The sequence below is a fragment of the Bradyrhizobium sp. I1.14.4 genome (assembly GCF_050435825.1).
In the GTDB taxonomy this organism is placed as follows: Bacteria; Pseudomonadota; Alphaproteobacteria; order Rhizobiales; family Xanthobacteraceae; genus Bradyrhizobium.
In genome coordinates this window covers 253,710-268,480 of the sequence record NZ_JBNDLA010000008.1, presented here as the reverse complement: position 1 = coordinate 268,480, position 14,771 = coordinate 253,710, and the positions used below count along the sequence as shown (strand labels likewise).

Below are 14,771 nucleotides of genomic sequence, written 5' to 3'. Positions count from 1 at the left end.
AAGCATTCGGCGAAGAACATGTGGAGAAGCTTACCGGGCTGACCAAATGGCAGCTTCGCCGGTGGGACAGGCTTGGATTCTTTGAGCCTCAGTATGCGTATGAGGATCGGCACGTTCCCTATAGCCGCATCTATTCGTTCAAGGACGTGGTCGGTTTACGCACGATCGCAGTGCTCATGAAAGAGCACGATGTATCGCTTCAAGAGCTACGCAAGACTGCCACGGAACTTGTTCGGCGCGGATACGAACATTGGGCCGATCTAAAGCTGTATGTGCTTAAGAGAGAGGTCTACTTTCAAGAACCTGGGTCGCAGGATGTCGAGGGTGTCCGGAGTGGGCAGCTCGCTATGATCCCGGTGATCAATGTGATTGAGGATGTGGAAGATCGTGTTGCTGCGATGCAAAAGCGCGACGCCTCCCAAATTGGGCATATTGAGAAGCGAAAGCACGTAGCTCGCAATTCCAGCGTGATCGCGGGCACCCGTATCCCCACCGCAGCCATCAGACGTTTCAGGGAAGCGGGCTATTCGAGAGAGCAAATACTCGAGCAATACCCCACTCTTTCAATCGAAGATGTTGACGGGGCGCTTGCATACGAAGAAGGACTCGCCCAAAGCGCCTAATTCGCCATAATCATGGCCTATGCGTTTTATGCTGGATGAGAACGTCCCCGTCGATATGGCCGACATGCTAACCCGGCACGGCCACGAAGCACAATTCATCAGGGAATATGTCCCGCCGGGCTCGGCGGATCTAATTGTCGCAACGGTTGCCGAACAGCAAAATAGTGTGTTGGTCAGCTTCGACGGCGATTTTGAATCCATAGCCCCGCGTATCCCGATTGGCCATCGGGCAAGATTTCGACGGCTAAGCCGCATCTGGATGCGATGTTTCGAGCCGGACGGTGCTTCCCGCTTGCAGGGTGCGCTCGAACTGGTCGTGTCCGAGTTTGCACTCGCGCAATTTCGTGCCGATAAGCGGCTCTGGTTTTGGGTAGGGCGCGAATACCTGAGAACGCATCGGTAGGTGCTCGTAGGCGGCCTAGACTTGATCAGTCCCAATCGCGTGCGGTGTCAAATCCCCGAACGCAGCCTTGCGGAGCTCGATCGGAGCGGAAACGTCGCGCATCGGCTGTAGACCTACTCCAGTGCCGCGCACGACGACCGTGCCAAAATCAAAAATGCGACCCAGGACTGTCTGCTTGACGTCCAGTCCTTCGATGCGGTTGAAGTTGATTTCGATAGTGTCGCGGGCAACGAGACCTCTCTTTAAAACGATGCGATGGGTGGTGACAGCAATTTCCGTAGTAGCCCAACGGATGAACGCTTTCACAAGGGCGATGACACCGACTGTACCGAACGCGAAGAACACAAAACCGGCAACAGTGCTCTTTCTGACGCCTAGGTCGGCTGCGGCGAACGCGGCAATAGCTAAGACTGCCATGGGCGTCGCGAATACTATCCAATGTAGACCCGTCTCGTAGAGGATCTCTTCTTTAGGCCCTAATACGCGATCAATATATTTCATTTGAGACAGCGCCTCCAACTCGCAATCCAATCGCAACCGGTGAGCGAGCGCAAGTAAAGGTATCCGACTTCAGTGACCGGTGGTCACATTTCTGGCCACCGAAGTGTCTTGCCTAAGGGCGCCCGTCGCGAGAGGATCGACCCTCCGGGGAAGGGCAGAATGCGAGATTTCAGGGTCATCGAGGGCGACGGTCCCGACAAGGAAGAGCGCGAGAAGCAAGAGCGCGAATTCGAGAAACAGCGCGCGCGCGACTGGGCTAAGCGAGAGGTGGAGCGGACGCTCTCCGGATTCTCTGCGGCGCTGCTTCGTACAATGGCCGGCAGCGAGACCGAGTCGGTCTACCTCATGCGGCGGCTTGCCGACTTCATCGATGCGCTCAACAAGTTTCACGAAGAGATGGGCCGCGGCACAACAGTAGCGGAGTTCCAGGAAATACTTCGTATCCCCACGACAGAGATGGACTACTCGGACGATGATTGGCGTCACCGTTCATGGCTCCGAGAACATGGGATGGATCTGATCGTCAAAGGCGCGCTGCGCTTGGCCGCGCACAAGATCCTAGGCGAAGAACCGCACTTCGGCGGGAAGCATTCCGAAGAAGTGATCAAGGACGGGATCAGGACGCTGGAGGAATTGAAGCGGCCACCAAAGCCGCAGCCTCCTCTGAAAAAAGGGCTCGCCAAGTGGGATGATGTGGACCTTGGCCCCTCCAAGCCTAACGAAGCTCTCAAGCCAGCGCCGGATCAGCGTGTTGGGCGTACTGAGCCGACCATCCGATCACGAAAGCGCCCAACGGACCAGGGGTTCAGCCATGGCGATCTGGTAGAGCTCAGGAAAGCGATCAAAGAAAAAGACAATAAGAGGATTGCCGAGCTTACCGCGAAGATTGGGCGACGACCGATCAGGGAGTAGATCAGCCCTTTCGAAACGGCAGCACGCTTGCAGACTTTCTCGTTCGGACTGGCTTAGGCGGCGGCTCAGGCTCTGGTGTCTCGGGGTCGATGCCGTACAGATCTTCTAGGCTAACGTTGATCTTCATCCACTTTGATCCGGCGCCACCATACAGGAAGTTGCTCCAGGTTTCGGTGCTTCGAGCGCCGCCCCATGGCACCAACACCTCGTTTTCCGGGTCCTCGTCCGGATCGTCATCATCACCGGCTGCCTCGATCGGAACGCTCACCGCGCGCGAGTCCCACACGATCCCACCAGACGGGAGCCGCTGATACTCGCATCGATCAGGATCGAGCACTTCATCTATGAGGAAGGCGAGGTCCATCACGTTCGGCGCTGCGAAGATGCCGACGAGATCGCGCTCTTTAATGGTCCGCACCAAATAGATCGGCATCGGCGGCTCCTCGGACAGGAGCCGGCACTTTATGGGACTACTTTTTGACCTTCAACCCGATCTCGACCAGCCCGGCGGAAGCCCCGGGTTAGTCCAGCTTCAGATACTTGTTTTTCTTCAGGTAGTCGGTGAGCAACTTCTCGATGAAGGACGAGAGCGAGCGTGTGTCCGCGGCGGCTGCCTTCTCAGCAGCATCCTTTACCGCCGGCGGAAGCCTCATAGAGACGGGGAGCGTTTTCGGATTCTTAGAGGGGGGCCTGCCCATATCGCACATTAAATGTAGTTGACAAACCGGATAATCTCAACTACAATTAATACACTAAACTTTGCGGCCCGCCAAGGTGGTTGTGACACCGAGACGGGCCCAGCCCAAGCCACACAGGAGTGGAAATCCAAATGACCCAGGCTGATCGCGTGCTTAGCACGCCACGGACGAACTCGTCTTCTCGGACCGACAAAAGCGCCGCCGGCGCCGTTCAATTTTCGTCACCTCAAGCGGTTTCGGCCAGCCTTCCCGGCGCATGTCAGGGGTTCGACAGCGAGGCAGAACCGAACGCTGCTCCTACGACTTATGCCGACCGAGCAGGGGGCATGAGCAGGAGGTCTCTGATGAACGTGATCACTTCAACCGCAGTGTTCGCCGGCGCGAGCGCTGTTGCGCCTACCCTCGCGTCCAACATCGCGGGGGATGCCGACCCGATCTTTGCCGCGATCGAGCACCACAAGGCGGCACGGGCGGAGTTTGCCCGGTGGGCTGACCTTCAAGGTGAGCTCGAGATCGCAAACGTGCGCAGTACCGATCCGCGTTGGATCGAGGCTGACGAGGAGGTGACCCGGTCAATGAAGGCTGACGATGCCGCCGCCATTGAACTCCTCAACATTCGGCCGACCACGATGGCCGGCCTCCTGGCGCTGCTCAAGCACGCAACCGAGTTCGACACCGACGGGCAGGGCTTCCCTGAGGATCTTCACAGCAACGATGAGCGGGACATCTCGCGATCGTGGCAGTTCTTTCTGATCGAGAACGTCGCAGGCGTCTTGGCCGAGCGGTTGGCAGCATGAGGACCACAACCCGCCGTCGCGCGCCGCAATGCCTGGCCACCACGATCCGCAAGGTCGAGCCCATGGGCTCGGGCATGGTCCGGCTGTTCTTCGCAGTCGAGAGTGCCGGCGCCTGGGAAGACAGGGCGGTGATCGAGATGCCCTGCGCGGTGGTCGCCCAAAATTTCGCCTTCGCCGTCGACGCGGTGCGAGCGATTAACGAAGCAAAGGGGGAGGAGAGCCGTTCGGACTTGGTCCCTGTCGCGGCCATCCCGTATCGAGGGACGGTCAACTGAAAGCCCTGGATGCCCGGGCCGATTCCCGGGCATCTCCAAACGGCACATCGCCGCTCCAGTTCGCCTTGCGATGTACCGCACTGCCGATCTACGCTGTCGACCTTGTTTCAAATGGGAGAGACGACGTGGCGACAGGTACTGTGAAGTGGTTCAATCCGGTCAAGGGGTTTGGATTTATCCAGCCCGACAACGGCGGCAAAGACGTATTCGTGCACATTTCGGCGGTCGAAAAGGCCGGTCTGAGCAGTCTCAATGAGGGTGCAAAGGTAAGCTACGAAGAGCGGGAAAATCGCGGCAAATCGTCCGCCGAAAATCTGAGAGTCGGCTAACGAACCGTGGTTGTGATCGAGCCCGCCGGTTTAGTTCGGCGGGTTTTTCTCCGGGCCTTGATTGGAGCGGTGAGGGGTTGATCCAGCTGTTCAGATTGATGCTTTTCGAGCCGGCGCGCTTCCACCGGCCGCGCAAATCTGGCGGCCCATCGCTGTTCGAACTTTCTTTGAATATCCCGAGGAACGTCGCACATAACCCCACCTCCGGGTTTAGCCCCTCGATGGGGCCTCAACGCGCGAGACGCTCTAAAGGATCCTAAGCAGCCACACCGTAGTCAGAACAAATCGCGAAGCCCCATGTTGCGGCCGTGTTGCGCGGAGTGATTTGTAGCGTTTGGTAACGTGTTGATTTTGCTTGGTGCCGTTGGAATTAGCTCGCAACACGAAACCGCTCACACAGAACAAAACGAGCGCGCCTTAAGTCATTGTGCCGTCGATAAAATTGCTGGCGCGCTCGGAGAGATTCGAACTCCCGACCCTCGGAATCGAAATCCGATGCTCTATCCAGCTGAGCTACGAGCGCGTTTCGGGTCGATTATCAGACTTGGGCTGCCGGAGCCAGCCGGGACGGCGCGGCGTCCGCATGTCCCGGCGACGTTCGGCGGACCTCAGAAGCAGGGATGCCGGCGATGGTCCTGGCCGATATAGGCGGCGGCGCCCTGGTAGCACCTGTTGCTCGAGGGGCCGTCGTAATAGGCGAAGGTGCCCGGGGCCAGGCCGGGGCCGTAATTGTGCAGATAGCTGATGTGGTAGGGCAGGCCCCAATGGGCGTGCCGATGGTGGTGCCGGTGGTGCGGATAGGCCGTGAGGTCGGCCGCGGCAGCCGGGGTGAGGGCCGTCACGGCCAGGGTCGCAGTCACGGCTAGAGCGGCGAAAAGCTTGGTCTTGGTCATTGGCGGCCTCCGGGCATTCACGCTGGAATCGGCTTTCCTAGCCGGTCCCAGGTTCATTTAACCCAGAATGGCCGCCAAAAGCTGCGGGAAATCCGTCACAGCGCGCCAAATTTTGCCTTTTTGCGGATGCTTAACGGATTGCCAACACAGTCCGGCCAGAGTCTTGCGGTCAGGTCCGCGCGGGCCGCCTTTCCCTCGGTTTCGAACATTTCATGCGCATCACGCCCCTTGCCGCCTTGTTGCTCTCGGTTCTGACTGCGACGCCCGCGCGGGCCGTGCTGCACATCACGCGCGACCATGGCGGCTATGTCGAGGAGTACAAGGCCAAATACAAGCAGATCCGCGAGCGCCGCGAGCGCGTCGTGATCGACGGCATCTGCAATTCGGCCTGCACGCTGGTGTTCGGCATCGTGCCGCTGAACAAGATTTGCGTGACGCCGAAGGCCAGCATCGGCTTCCATCAGGCCTATTACGACAAGGCATTCACCTTCGGCATCAAGGTCACTAGCCTCGAGGGCACCTCCGACCTGATGTCCTACTACCCCGATACGGTGAAGGACTGGATCCGCCGCAACGGCGGGCTCACCACCGAGATGAAGAAGATCAAGAACGGGGCCGATCTCTGGAAGATCGTCGATCCTTGTCCGGAAGAGTGGTAGGGCGCGCCGTTCCGCCGCGTATGGTCCCGCGCGTCAGGTTTTGGGCCTGACGTCGCCGTCCGACACCAGCAGAACTGACGCCTTCGACTTGCCGAGCACGGCGGCCGCGACGCTGCCGAAATTCAGGCTGTCGCCCTGGATGCGGTCGACGCCAATCACGACGAGGTCCGCCCGGCTTGCCGTGATCTCCTGCAGGATCGCCACCTCCGGCGCGGCGTTGGCGCGCAGCCGCGTCGCCACGTTGACGTCATAGCGTGCAGCGGTCGCCGCGATGTCCTTCAGGATCGCTTCCTCCGATGCCAGCGACATGCTCGGGCTGCTGCGGCGGGCGCCCTTGTCACGCGTGGTCGAGACATAGATCACCTGCAGCGGTTCGCTGGAGAGACGCGCCAGCACGATCGCGACCTCGGCGCCGCGCCGCGAGACGTTGCTGCCCGACACCGGTACCAGGATTTTCCGCGCGTTCGCCGTCGGCTCGCTCTGGTGCACGCCCTTGGCGGCTGCGATCGCCAGCGGGCCGTCGAAACCGGAGGTCAGGTCGTCGATCCGACTGTCGAAGCCGCCATCGGGGCCCGCGACCTCGTCCATGCCAACCACGAGCAGGTCGAAGCCCTTCCTGGCTTCCTCGGCGATCGCCTCAGCCGCCGTCTCCTCGCGGGCGCGGCTGATGACGTCGACATTGCCGCCGCCGTCGGCATCGGCCTCGGCGCTGGCCCTGGCCCTGGCACTGGCTTTGGCCGCATTGATGACCGCCGCCTCGGGGCTTTCCTCGTCGTCGCGGTTCTTTTCCTGCAGCTTGGCGTCGGCGCCGACGTGCAGCACGGTGATCGGCAGGCCGCGGCTGCCGGCGAGCAGGCCGGCGAGATGGGAGGCGAATTTCGCGTTGCTGCTCTCGTCGACCGCGAGCAGCAGCCGCTCCAGATTGGCGACGAAGCCGCGCTGCTCAACTTCCTCGCGCTCCAGGCGTTCCTTCTCGTCCTTGCCGAGCGGCAGCCGCGCCAGCGCGTTGCGCAGCATCGGCGGCATCGTCATGGTGGTCAGGATCGCCATGGTCACGATCATCGAGAACATGGTCTGGCTCAACACGCCCATCGACAGGCCGATGGTGGCGATGATGACCTCGGTCGAGCCGCGCGCGTTCATGCCGCTCGCCAGCGCATAGGATTCCGGCCGCGTCAGCCCGCCCAGCGCGCCGCCGACGAAGGCGCCGCCGAACTTGCCGATGCTCGCGATCAGGATCAGCGCCGCGGTCAACAGCAAGAGCGACGGGTCTTTCAGCACGGTGAGGTCGGCGCTGAGGCCGGCGAGCCCGAAGAACACCGGCATGAACAGGCTGGAGATCAGTCCGCGCAGCCTCTCGTCGATCTGCCGGGTCAGGATCGGGGACTCCCCGACCAGCACGCCGGCGATGAAGGCGCCGAGTACGGTATGCACGCCGATCAGGTGCGTGATCATCGCCATCACGCTCATCAAGAGCAGGATCACGGTGATCACCGCGGCCGAACTGACCAGATTGTCATTGGCCCAGCGGATCAGCCGGAACACCAGCCGCCGGCCGATCGTGAAGCTGACCGCGAGGAAGGCGAGGGTGCCGAACAGCGCCTGCGCGATCGAGAGCAGGTCGAGGCTGCCGCGCGAGGCAAGGCTGAAGATCATGGCGATGATGATCCAGCCGATGGTGTCGTCGATGATCGCGGAGGCGACGATGATCTGGCCGACATTGCGGCGCATGAAGTTCATCTCGCGCACTACGACGGCGACGATCTTCACCGACGAGATCGACAGCGCAGTGCCGAGGAACAGCGACGCGATCAGCCGCGCTTCGGGATGCGGCAACAGGCTCTGCGGCAGGAATTCGCCGAGCGCAAAGCCGCAGACGAACGGCACCGCGATGCCGGCGACCGAGATCGTCGTCGCCGCGCGGCCGACCTTGCGCACCAGCTTGAGGTCGGTCTCCATGCCTGTCAGCAAGAGCAGGAGCAGGATGCCGAACTGCGCGATGCCGTCGATCAGCGCCTTCTGCTCGCCGGACGGTGGAAAGACGACGCTATGCGCCGACGGCCACACCCAGCCGAGCAGCGACGGGCCGAGCAGCAGGCCGCCGAGCAGTTCCCCGATCACGGAGGGTTGGCCGATCCGCTGCATCAGTTCGCCGAGGCCGCGCCCGACCGCGATCAGCAGTGCGATCTGGGCGAGCAGGATGAACTCGGAAGGCTTGCTCGCTTTGTCGCCTTCGGCGTCGGCTACCGTGACGGTCGCAAGCAGGATGATGACCGCCCAGATCGTCGGTTGAAGCCGCCTCCAGCGGATCACCATTGCGTCTCCGATTGCCAAATTCCGGCGCGGCTCGGCCCGCTTGCCGCATGCGGTCAACGTTCGGGTTCCGAAAGCGATCCACAAGCGGCCAGATTTTGGAACCGAGGCGCGGACCGTTCGTTTCGCTCATGATGCGTTCATCGTCATGATGCGATTGTCTCCATGAGCGGGCCTGACCGCCGGAGCGGCTGCGTCATATCTCCCCCTTGGCTCGCACGCACAGGAGGCTGCGATGGCAACCAGATCCAATCTTTCGAAGGCGGAACTCGCCCGTAGCGTTGCCGGCGCCACGTCAGCGCTGGTGCTGAGCGCGCTCGCTCTGTTCGTCGCCGCACATCATCTGAGCGGCGGCTAGCGCGGGGCGGCGCGTCCGCCACCTCAATTTCAGCAGGCTATACGTCAAAGCAGGCCGGACATCAGAGCAAGCAGACATCAAAGCAGGAACGTCCCGATCAGGAGGCCGGCCGCAAATGCCCAAAGCCCCAAGGTGCAGGCCGATATGACCCGGACGAGATTGCGCAGATCCCCGTCCTGCCAGTTGCTGTGGGGTCGATACGACAATTGCAGGCACCCCCTGCGGCGGCCGCCCTTGCTTCCTGACTTGACAGCCTACGTGCCCAAATTGTTCCGGATAGGTGCCCAAATGAAGGCAACCAGCGGGGACGTCCGATCACGCATTTGCGAGCAGCCACCTCAAATGCCCGGTATTACCTTCCTGCCGGCGAGGTAACGCCGGTGCGGATCAGGCGGCGTGGCGCTTGCGCGTCCGCGCGGCCTTCTTGGCCGAGCGCGACCGCGCCGCCGCTGGACGGTTTGCGGCCGCCTTGCCGCCGAGCTTGCCGCCCTTGCGCGACGGCGAATGGTCTTCGCGCGTCCCGCGGCCGGAGCCGCTCTTCTTGCCGCCGTGCGTCTCCTTGTTGACGGTCGCCCATGCGCGGCGCTCGGCTTCGCCGGTGGAAACGCCACGCTTCTCGTAGCCTTGCTCGATGTGCTCAGCCTGCCGCTTCTGCCTGTCGGTGTAGCTCGACTTGTCGCCTCGGGGCATTGTGCTCTCCTGTCTATTGTCTATCTCGATCGAGGCCTTCGCCGGACCTCGGCTTTGTCATCGTTCGACTCTACGACCTCGAATCTCGACCGGCTGAAGCGGCCCAATCCGCCGAGCTCGTAATAGCCGTCACGCTCGTTATCCCGTGTCACTTCGTAGATGCGCCCGAGCGAGAGCGTGTCACGTTGCAACGTATTGTCGACGCAGCGAACGCGGAAAATCCTGCCGGTTTCGACCATGCATTCATCCTGAATAGTTGGTGGTTCGGTACGTGCCAGCCTGCCGTGTGACGATTCGATCGCTGATCCCGCCGTGAGCCGATCACGAAATCTCGTTCGGCAACTTCCACTCGGGGGCCGGTTCGAACACCTCGCCGTCGCCGGGAATCTGCTTCATGTGATAGCCGGCCGGAAGCACCTGGCCCGGTGCCTCGTCCGCGACCGGAACATCGAAGATCAGGCCGGAGACCAGTGCATGTTCCCACGCTTGCTTTTCCGTCGGAAAAGCTTTGCCGATTTGTCGGTCGTGATCGAACAGCGCGTAGGGCATCCGGAATCCTCGAGCATGGGCTTGGTGCACGCGGCTCGCATGTCGCTCGCCCGGCACCTAAAAAACGCTCATTGCCGCCTGGCGTTCCTAAATTCGGGCGCCGGTAAGCAGGTTCGCGGCGTGCATCACGCCGCGAAGGCCGGGCCGCCGCCTTGAACGATGTCGCTGAGATATTTCGCGGGCGGCTTGCCGAGCGCCTTCGCGCTGGTCGGCTTCGGGGCGGGAGCGGCCTTCATCCTCGGTCTGACATTCGTCAGCTTGCGAACCGCGCATGGCCATCAGGCGGCCGCGCTGTCAGGCATGGCCCAATGCCTCGGCTACACGCTCGCGGCTGCCGGCCCGCCGCTTGCCGGATTTGCCCGTGATGCGACCGGGGGCTGGGAGGTCGCGCTGGCGTGTTGCGCTGGTGTGACTGTGCTGATGGCAGTCCTTGGCAACTTCGCCGGACGCGCGACAACGATTTGATGCTCGTCTGGTGTTGGCGGCATGTGCCGAACGGCCGAGGTTGCGCGTTCTCCGTCGTCATGGAGCAAGGGGATTGGATAGGATAGGTGTTTGGCAGGAACGGTAACGTGAAACGCGAGAGGTAGAAGCAAGCTACGCTCGGAACCCGGTCGAAACCGCCGAGCGCCCACGGAAAGGGCTGTCCGGGCTGCTGGACCTTCCTTCGAAGGCGGGCCGGAAATTCTCGTGCGCTCTCCACGAGGATGCCGCATTAGGTCGACTAGATGAAGCTCTTCGGCAACCGGCGCCGCGCGGGGATGCATGTCGATCCGCTGAACCGCTGCGCTAGTTGACGATCAATGTCGTCACAACCATTGGCGTCGCCGCATGCTGACCGCGTTCCTCGTCGCTTTGGGTTTGGTTCTGCTGTTTGCCTTATGTTGGTGCATATCCTATCAGATCGGCTTTCGTGAAGGACGCGAGCAAGGCTTGACCGATTCCTATCAGCTCTATGCGACGAAGGCGCGCTCCTCGGGAGAAGGGGGGAACGGCAGGCCAGGTCCCGAGAAAGCCTCGTTTAGGATATCGGCCAACGCGCGCATCGTGATCGGATCGACGCTTTTTGCGTTGGCGTCGAGTGCATTCCTTTATCTGCTTCCTCCGAGTCCGATCGACAGAAACCTGCTCCGCGGCAGCTTCTACTTTTTGAAGGGACATGCGTACCAAATTCCCGTCAAGTATCTGAACGGCGAGCTCAACGCTGCTCGATTGTACGAGGATGACAAGCTGCTCGGCCCGGCAAATAGCGACCCGCAGGACATCGCCGCCAAGGGTGGCGGCCGCTTCCAGCTTTTCCGGGACAGCAGTAACTTTTTCGGCCCGGTCTTGCTGCTTTCGACAAGTGATAATACCAATCCGAATACGAACGGCAGAAAGTATCACCTGGAATGAGGTCTCGGCGTTGCCGAATGGGCCCTTTTCATCACTGCGCATTTTGCAGTCGCGGACATGCAGGGATCTTGTCAAAAGCGACGCGATCGACTCGAAGCACACACCGACATCGTCCTAGTCCGGCGGCAGCCGCGAGAATCGGAAATTGCAGTGGTTGGCGCCGCCGGCCAACGTTTGTCTCCTTTCCAGGTGGATGCCTCGCGTCGCATAGGCGTCGAAATCAAGCCCACAAATGTTCAGCAGGATCTCCTTGTCTCCGTGGCGAGCCGCGAATTTGCAAAAGCCGCAGGCTTTGTAGTTGATGCCGAATTCAAAGCTGTCACCCGCGCGCGGCTCGACGAAATCGTAGACGAAATTCTCTGGAAACTCTTTCTGATGGCTTTTCGTAGCTTACTCGCACAGCAAGGTCCGATTCTCTGACGACCTGCTGATAACACGCGGCCTTGGCCACCATCAGGGCTATCGCTGCGGAAGTGACGATCATCGGGCAGGGCACCTAGTACATCGAGCGCGGCCACCGCAAGGGCGCGGCCGCAGCGCTTTATGAGCACACGCGCTGGTGCTTACCCTTCCGTCACTCGGTCGAGCATCCGGCGCGCGCGCCGCATCACGCCAGCCGCCACGCGCCGGGGTGAGTAGCGATGGGTCGGCGCTTGCACAGGAATGGGTGCGTCATCAGGCTGATGATCGCCGACGTCGAAGAAACCTCCGTTGCCACCGGTCGCGGCCCATTTGGTGGAAACGCCGACGCTGAACGCGCCGTCCGGCAGCGAGACTTCGCAGCGCCCATCCTTGATGGGCCCCCAATAGCTGACGCCGTCTGTTGTCCGTTGCGGGAATATGTAAGCAACCAGCGGCGCAACACCATGCGCGGCCGCAGCGCGCATCATCAGCTCATCGGGGATGTCCAATGTCACTCGTTTGTGCGGGACATCAGCCAGATCGAGCGGGATTTGCGCACGCAACACCTCAAACAGGTTGCGCCATGTCTCCTGCGTCTCGTCCGGGACACTCTGCGATCGCCAGACCACGGCGAGCGAAGGGAAATAGCTGTCGAGTTCGGCCTTGGCGGCGTCGATCGCATCTGCCCAGCCAGCCATATCTTTGACCGGATCATTGAAGCATCGCAACGATTCGTCCGGCGGCCTCGTAATGACAGGCGACATGCCGAATTGCAGGACCTCGTCGCGCGCAAACCGCACAAGGTTCGGCAAGTCGAGAATGTTGGATTTCATCACGCACATCGAAATCCCGATATTCGCCTTGGGCGACGGGGCGGCCTTCACCACCTCCTTGAGCCGGCGAATGTTGGCGCGCACCTCGTCGAACTTCGCGCCGACGCGGACGCGCTCGTAAGTCTCTCCCGTGCCATCGAGTGACACGTTGATGGTCATGTTCTTGAACCGCCGAAGGCCGGCGAGGACCGGTTCGGTGACGATGGTGGCGTTCGTCGAGGTGCCGAAGTCGAGATAGGGGTTCTTCCTGGTGTCGAAATTCGCCAGGAATCGCCGCCAGATCGGCAACAGAAACGGTTCGCCGCCGCCGGCGATCAGCCGCACCAGATACGGCGCGAGGCGCTCGATCTCGTCGGCGGCGTCGGCGCGCTTGATTTCGGCGTCGCGGGTCTCCTCCTGGTAACAGTGAGTGCACCGGATGTTGCAGCGGTGCGACGGCGTGTAGGAAATGATAGTCGGCTTGGCCTCGAGCACGGTTGCGCCGCGGGCGATCTCATCCTTGAGCACCGCGATGTTGCGCCCATGTGGCGTCTCGGTATCGCCATCGGCGTCGCTGTCATAGTCGAACCCCAGGCCCATGCCCTGCCTGACGGCGTGGCACTTGGCGCAGCCGGCCGCAGCCAGGTCGCCGCTCGCCATGCCGGCGCGAAGTTTCTGGTAGGCCGGGCCGTTCCAGATTTCCTCGATCGATTGCTCTTTGACGTTCCCGACCGGACTGTTCAGGTTCTCATACGCGCCCCAATAGCAACACGGCGCGGCGGCCCCGGTACTGTCCACAATCATCTGCTGCCAGGGGATATGGCAGCGCGGTGTTATGGTGTTACTCTCAGTCATTCTCAACCCAAGTTAAGCGATGTCCCTTTAACGCGGGCTGCACGCGGCTGCTACCGCTCATCAGTGATATGCATGTGTGCGTTAGTTGGGGCAGCGAATTGCCGCACTCAGTAGTTGAGCACGGGTATGTCGATTTTTCAATTGCCTTGCGCAACTCGCTTCGGCGTCATTCGTTCCCTGGCAGTTCCAAATTGTTGTTGGGGTCTGGCTCGTCGCGGATCAGCGCAAAATTGCGGACGATCTCGGCGGAGGTATGACGCTCTGGAGCGCGCGCCTTGAACTCTGCCGGAAAATCAAACAGCGGGCCGGGAGGAAATTCCCATGCTCGTTCTTTTGCAGCACCACGAAATTCTTGCTGAGGCCGAAATCGAGATTCGCTCCGGTCACATGTAGCCCGGGTTACGCGGCAGATATTGGGCCCAATTGCCGAATTCTCGCGACGACATCAGCAGCATCGGACACCTGATTCGCAGTCCGTGCTCCATCGCGGTGTCAAGAGCCGCCTTGCCTGCGCCGGGCAGGAATGCCGATATCCGTGAGGAGCCGCTCTCGACCGCCAGGTGCAGCGCTGTTCTCAAGGCGGGAGCGACGGCGTGGGGCTCCATCACTGCAAGCGGTCCGATATGACCGCCGGCGTCCACATAGGCGTAGCCGGCCCAATCGTTTCCATCATGGAGATTGAACCCGGTCGCTGCGCCGTCATTGATCAGATAGCGGTGATGCTTTTCGCGCGAGACACCAAGGGTCTGCTCGTCCGCTTGCGCGAGGCGGCGTAAGGTCGAAGCCTCTGCCTTGAGCGGCGTGACGTCGTATCGCGAGCCGTGCAAGTGAACGATCAGCTGTTCGCGCGATACACTGACACTGTAGATGGGAAATCGCGGAAGCAGTCCGTGACGGATGTAGAGCCCTTGCGATCCCGTGTTGAAACTGAAGGTGATGAGCACCTTGTTGGACGCGCCGGATTTCTCGGCGTGCTCGATGGTCCGCTTGATCAGTTCGTTGCCGATGCTCCGCCCCTGCTGATCTGGCGACACGAACAGCTGCGCCAGAAACCACATGTCGCCGCAGACCCAGCTCCAGGCGAAGCCGAGGATCCGCTCGTTCTCCTCCGCCACCCAGAGACCGTCGGGATCGTCCCTCATGGAAAACAACTGGAACTTGGGAGGAGACGAAGCGGCCATTGGACCGAAGCCGTGCCGTTCCGTGAGATCGTTGATGCTGGAGACCACGAGGGCATCGGCGAACTCCAGATCCTGTGCGCGTGCCGGCCGGCAAACCACTGACATCGGGCAACTCCGTTGGTGGTC

Annotated in this window: 19 protein-coding genes, 1 tRNA gene and 2 pseudogenes; 10 read left to right on the top strand and 12 right to left on the bottom strand. The window is 61.2% G+C overall.

The features are described from left to right. Window positions 1-20 precede the first annotated feature (20 nt). Both ABIB78_RS19095 and ABIB78_RS19090 read left to right on the top strand, forming a co-directional pair. On the top strand, window positions 21-623 hold the full coding sequence (locus tag ABIB78_RS19095) for a DUF433 domain-containing protein (protein ID WP_429027302.1): 603 nt from the start codon (window positions 21-23) through the stop codon (window positions 621-623). Between the two features lie 19 nt (window positions 624-642). Next, window positions 643-1,026 (top strand): DUF5615 family PIN-like protein, encoded by a 384-nt coding sequence (locus ABIB78_RS19090; RefSeq protein WP_429027300.1) that lies wholly within the window; start codon window positions 643-645, stop codon window positions 1,024-1,026. A gap of 15 nt (window positions 1,027-1,041) precedes the next feature. Here the strand turns inward: ABIB78_RS19090 and ABIB78_RS19085 are convergent, their stop codons facing one another. After that, window positions 1,042-1,527 (bottom strand): PH domain-containing protein, encoded by a 486-nt coding sequence (locus tag ABIB78_RS19085; RefSeq protein ID WP_429027299.1) that lies wholly within the window; start codon window positions 1,525-1,527, stop codon window positions 1,042-1,044. 159 nt (window positions 1,528-1,686) lie between these two features. On the opposite strand from ABIB78_RS19085, the gene ABIB78_RS19080 reads away from it, so the two are divergent. Next, window positions 1,687-2,439, top strand: a complete 753-nt coding sequence (locus ABIB78_RS19080) for a hypothetical protein (protein ID WP_429027297.1) — start codon at window positions 1,687-1,689, stop codon at window positions 2,437-2,439. A gap of 1 nt (window position 2,440) precedes the next feature. Here ABIB78_RS19080 and ABIB78_RS19075 read toward each other — a convergent pair whose 3' ends face one another. Then, window positions 2,441-2,872 (bottom strand): hypothetical protein, encoded by a 432-nt coding sequence (locus ABIB78_RS19075; RefSeq protein ID WP_429027295.1) that lies wholly within the window; start codon window positions 2,870-2,872, stop codon window positions 2,441-2,443. Between the two features lie 609 nt (window positions 2,873-3,481). On the opposite strand from ABIB78_RS19075, the gene ABIB78_RS19070 reads away from it, so the two are divergent. The 3 genes from ABIB78_RS19070 to ABIB78_RS19060 all read left to right on the top strand — a co-directional run bounded on the left by ABIB78_RS19070 (window position 3,482) and on the right by ABIB78_RS19060 (window position 4,538). Further along, window positions 3,482-3,934, top strand: coding sequence for a hypothetical protein (locus ABIB78_RS19070; protein WP_429027293.1), 453 nt, complete (start codon window positions 3,482-3,484; stop codon window positions 3,932-3,934). Further along, a complete protein-coding gene (locus ABIB78_RS19065; RefSeq protein WP_429027291.1) occupies window positions 3,931-4,209 on the top strand; it encodes a hypothetical protein in 279 nt (92 codons plus the stop codon). The genes ABIB78_RS19070 and ABIB78_RS19065 overlap by 4 nt, the downstream gene beginning before the upstream one ends. A 125-nt stretch (window positions 4,210-4,334) precedes the next feature. Further along, on the top strand, window positions 4,335-4,538 hold the full coding sequence (locus ABIB78_RS19060; RefSeq protein WP_429027289.1) for a cold-shock protein: 204 nt from the start codon (window positions 4,335-4,337) through the stop codon (window positions 4,536-4,538). A gap of 446 nt (window positions 4,539-4,984) precedes the next feature. Here ABIB78_RS19060 and ABIB78_RS19055 read toward each other — a convergent pair. Both ABIB78_RS19055 and ABIB78_RS19050 read right to left on the bottom strand, forming a co-directional pair. Then, window positions 4,985-5,061, bottom strand: a tRNA-Arg gene (locus ABIB78_RS19055). Between the two features lie 85 nt (window positions 5,062-5,146). Beyond that, a complete protein-coding gene (locus ABIB78_RS19050) occupies window positions 5,147-5,431 on the bottom strand; it encodes a hypothetical protein (RefSeq protein WP_429027288.1) in 285 nt (94 codons plus the stop codon). A 212-nt stretch (window positions 5,432-5,643) separates the two neighbouring features. Here ABIB78_RS19050 and ABIB78_RS19045 point away from each other — a divergent pair, with 212 nt between their 5' ends. Next, a complete protein-coding gene (locus ABIB78_RS19045) occupies window positions 5,644-6,090 on the top strand; it encodes a hypothetical protein (protein ID WP_429027286.1) in 447 nt (148 codons plus the stop codon). A gap of 33 nt (window positions 6,091-6,123) precedes the next feature. Here the strand turns inward: ABIB78_RS19045 and ABIB78_RS19040 are convergent, their stop codons facing one another. After that, entirely contained in the window at window positions 6,124-8,406 is a 2,283-nt protein-coding gene (locus ABIB78_RS19040) for a cation:proton antiporter (protein ID WP_429027284.1), read from the bottom strand. 232 nt (window positions 8,407-8,638) lie between these two features. Between ABIB78_RS19040 and ABIB78_RS19035 the strand changes: the two genes are divergently transcribed. Next, window positions 8,639-8,761, top strand: a complete 123-nt coding sequence (locus ABIB78_RS19035) for a hypothetical protein (protein WP_274613371.1) — start codon at window positions 8,639-8,641, stop codon at window positions 8,759-8,761. A 387-nt stretch (window positions 8,762-9,148) separates the two neighbouring features. Here the strand turns inward: ABIB78_RS19035 and ABIB78_RS19030 are convergent, their stop codons facing one another. From ABIB78_RS19030 to ABIB78_RS19020, 3 genes are all read right to left on the bottom strand, one after another. Beyond that, a complete protein-coding gene (locus tag ABIB78_RS19030) occupies window positions 9,149-9,451 on the bottom strand; it encodes a plasmid stabilization protein (RefSeq protein WP_429027282.1) in 303 nt (100 codons plus the stop codon). A gap of 20 nt (window positions 9,452-9,471) precedes the next feature. After that, the gene (locus ABIB78_RS19025) at window positions 9,472-9,690 is read right to left on the bottom strand and encodes a hypothetical protein (protein ID WP_429027280.1); all 219 of its coding nucleotides are present in this window, start codon (window positions 9,688-9,690) and stop codon (window positions 9,472-9,474) included. Window positions 9,691-9,772: 82 nt separating this feature from the next. Further along, window positions 9,773-10,000: a hypothetical protein gene (locus ABIB78_RS19020; protein ID WP_429027278.1), complete on the bottom strand. Its 228-nt coding sequence runs from the start codon at window positions 9,998-10,000 to the stop codon at window positions 9,773-9,775. Window positions 10,001-10,159: 159 nt separating this feature from the next. Here ABIB78_RS19020 and ABIB78_RS19015 point away from each other — a divergent pair, with 159 nt between their 5' ends. Together ABIB78_RS19015 and ABIB78_RS19010 are read left to right on the top strand one after the other, a co-directional pair. Further along, the gene (locus tag ABIB78_RS19015; RefSeq protein WP_429027275.1) at window positions 10,160-10,465 is read left to right on the top strand and encodes a hypothetical protein; all 306 of its coding nucleotides are present in this window, start codon (window positions 10,160-10,162) and stop codon (window positions 10,463-10,465) included. 366 nt (window positions 10,466-10,831) lie between these two features. Then, on the top strand, window positions 10,832-11,395 hold the full coding sequence (locus ABIB78_RS19010; RefSeq protein ID WP_429027273.1) for a hypothetical protein: 564 nt from the start codon (window positions 10,832-10,834) through the stop codon (window positions 11,393-11,395). A 114-nt stretch (window positions 11,396-11,509) separates the two neighbouring features. Here ABIB78_RS19010 and ABIB78_RS19005 read toward each other — a convergent pair. From ABIB78_RS19005 to ABIB78_RS18990, 4 genes and pseudogenes are all read right to left on the bottom strand, one after another. Further along, window positions 11,510-11,785: pseudogene (locus tag ABIB78_RS19005) on the bottom strand (L-2-amino-thiazoline-4-carboxylic acid hydrolase); the annotation flags it as partial. A 173-nt stretch (window positions 11,786-11,958) separates the two neighbouring features. Beyond that, the gene (locus ABIB78_RS19000) at window positions 11,959-13,104 is read right to left on the bottom strand and encodes a radical SAM protein (RefSeq protein WP_429027421.1); all 1,146 of its coding nucleotides are present in this window, start codon (window positions 13,102-13,104) and stop codon (window positions 11,959-11,961) included. A gap of 132 nt (window positions 13,105-13,236) precedes the next feature. After that, a pseudogene (locus ABIB78_RS18995) lies at window positions 13,237-13,464 on the bottom strand (SPASM domain-containing protein); the annotation flags it as partial. 383 nt (window positions 13,465-13,847) lie between these two features. Next, window positions 13,848-14,750, bottom strand: a complete 903-nt coding sequence (locus ABIB78_RS18990) for a GNAT family N-acetyltransferase (protein ID WP_429027270.1) — start codon at window positions 14,748-14,750, stop codon at window positions 13,848-13,850. Window positions 14,751-14,771 lie beyond the last annotated feature (21 nt).

Coding starts and splice junctions, on each gene's coding strand:
- ABIB78_RS19025 (WP_429027280.1), bottom strand. CDS start 9,690: ATGGTCGAAACCGGCAGGATTTTCCGCGTTCGCTGCGTCGACAATACG.
- ABIB78_RS19070 (WP_429027293.1), top strand. CDS start 3,482: ATGAACGTGATCACTTCAACCGCAGTGTTCGCCGGCGCGAGCGCTGTT.
- ABIB78_RS19085 (WP_429027299.1), bottom strand. CDS start 1,527: ATGAAATATATTGATCGCGTATTAGGGCCTAAAGAAGAGATCCTCTAC.
- ABIB78_RS19090 (WP_429027300.1), top strand. CDS start 643: ATGCGTTTTATGCTGGATGAGAACGTCCCCGTCGATATGGCCGACATG.
- ABIB78_RS19050 (WP_429027288.1), bottom strand. CDS start 5,431: ATGACCAAGACCAAGCTTTTCGCCGCTCTAGCCGTGACTGCGACCCTG.
- ABIB78_RS19040 (WP_429027284.1), bottom strand. CDS start 8,406: ATGGTGATCCGCTGGAGGCGGCTTCAACCGACGATCTGGGCGGTCATC.
- ABIB78_RS19035 (WP_274613371.1), top strand. CDS start 8,639: ATGGCAACCAGATCCAATCTTTCGAAGGCGGAACTCGCCCGTAGCGTT.
- ABIB78_RS19010 (WP_429027273.1), top strand. CDS start 10,832: ATGCTGACCGCGTTCCTCGTCGCTTTGGGTTTGGTTCTGCTGTTTGCC.
- ABIB78_RS19020 (WP_429027278.1), bottom strand. CDS start 10,000: ATGCCCTACGCGCTGTTCGATCACGACCGACAAATCGGCAAAGCTTTT.
- ABIB78_RS19015 (WP_429027275.1), top strand. CDS start 10,160: ATGTCGCTGAGATATTTCGCGGGCGGCTTGCCGAGCGCCTTCGCGCTG.
- ABIB78_RS19045 (WP_429027286.1), top strand. CDS start 5,644: ATGCGCATCACGCCCCTTGCCGCCTTGTTGCTCTCGGTTCTGACTGCG.
- ABIB78_RS19080 (WP_429027297.1), top strand. CDS start 1,687: ATGCGAGATTTCAGGGTCATCGAGGGCGACGGTCCCGACAAGGAAGAG.
- ABIB78_RS19030 (WP_429027282.1), bottom strand. CDS start 9,451: ATGCCCCGAGGCGACAAGTCGAGCTACACCGACAGGCAGAAGCGGCAG.
- ABIB78_RS18990 (WP_429027270.1), bottom strand. CDS start 14,750: ATGTCAGTGGTTTGCCGGCCGGCACGCGCACAGGATCTGGAGTTCGCC.
- ABIB78_RS19065 (WP_429027291.1), top strand. CDS start 3,931: ATGAGGACCACAACCCGCCGTCGCGCGCCGCAATGCCTGGCCACCACG.
- ABIB78_RS19075 (WP_429027295.1), bottom strand. CDS start 2,872: ATGCCGATCTATTTGGTGCGGACCATTAAAGAGCGCGATCTCGTCGGC.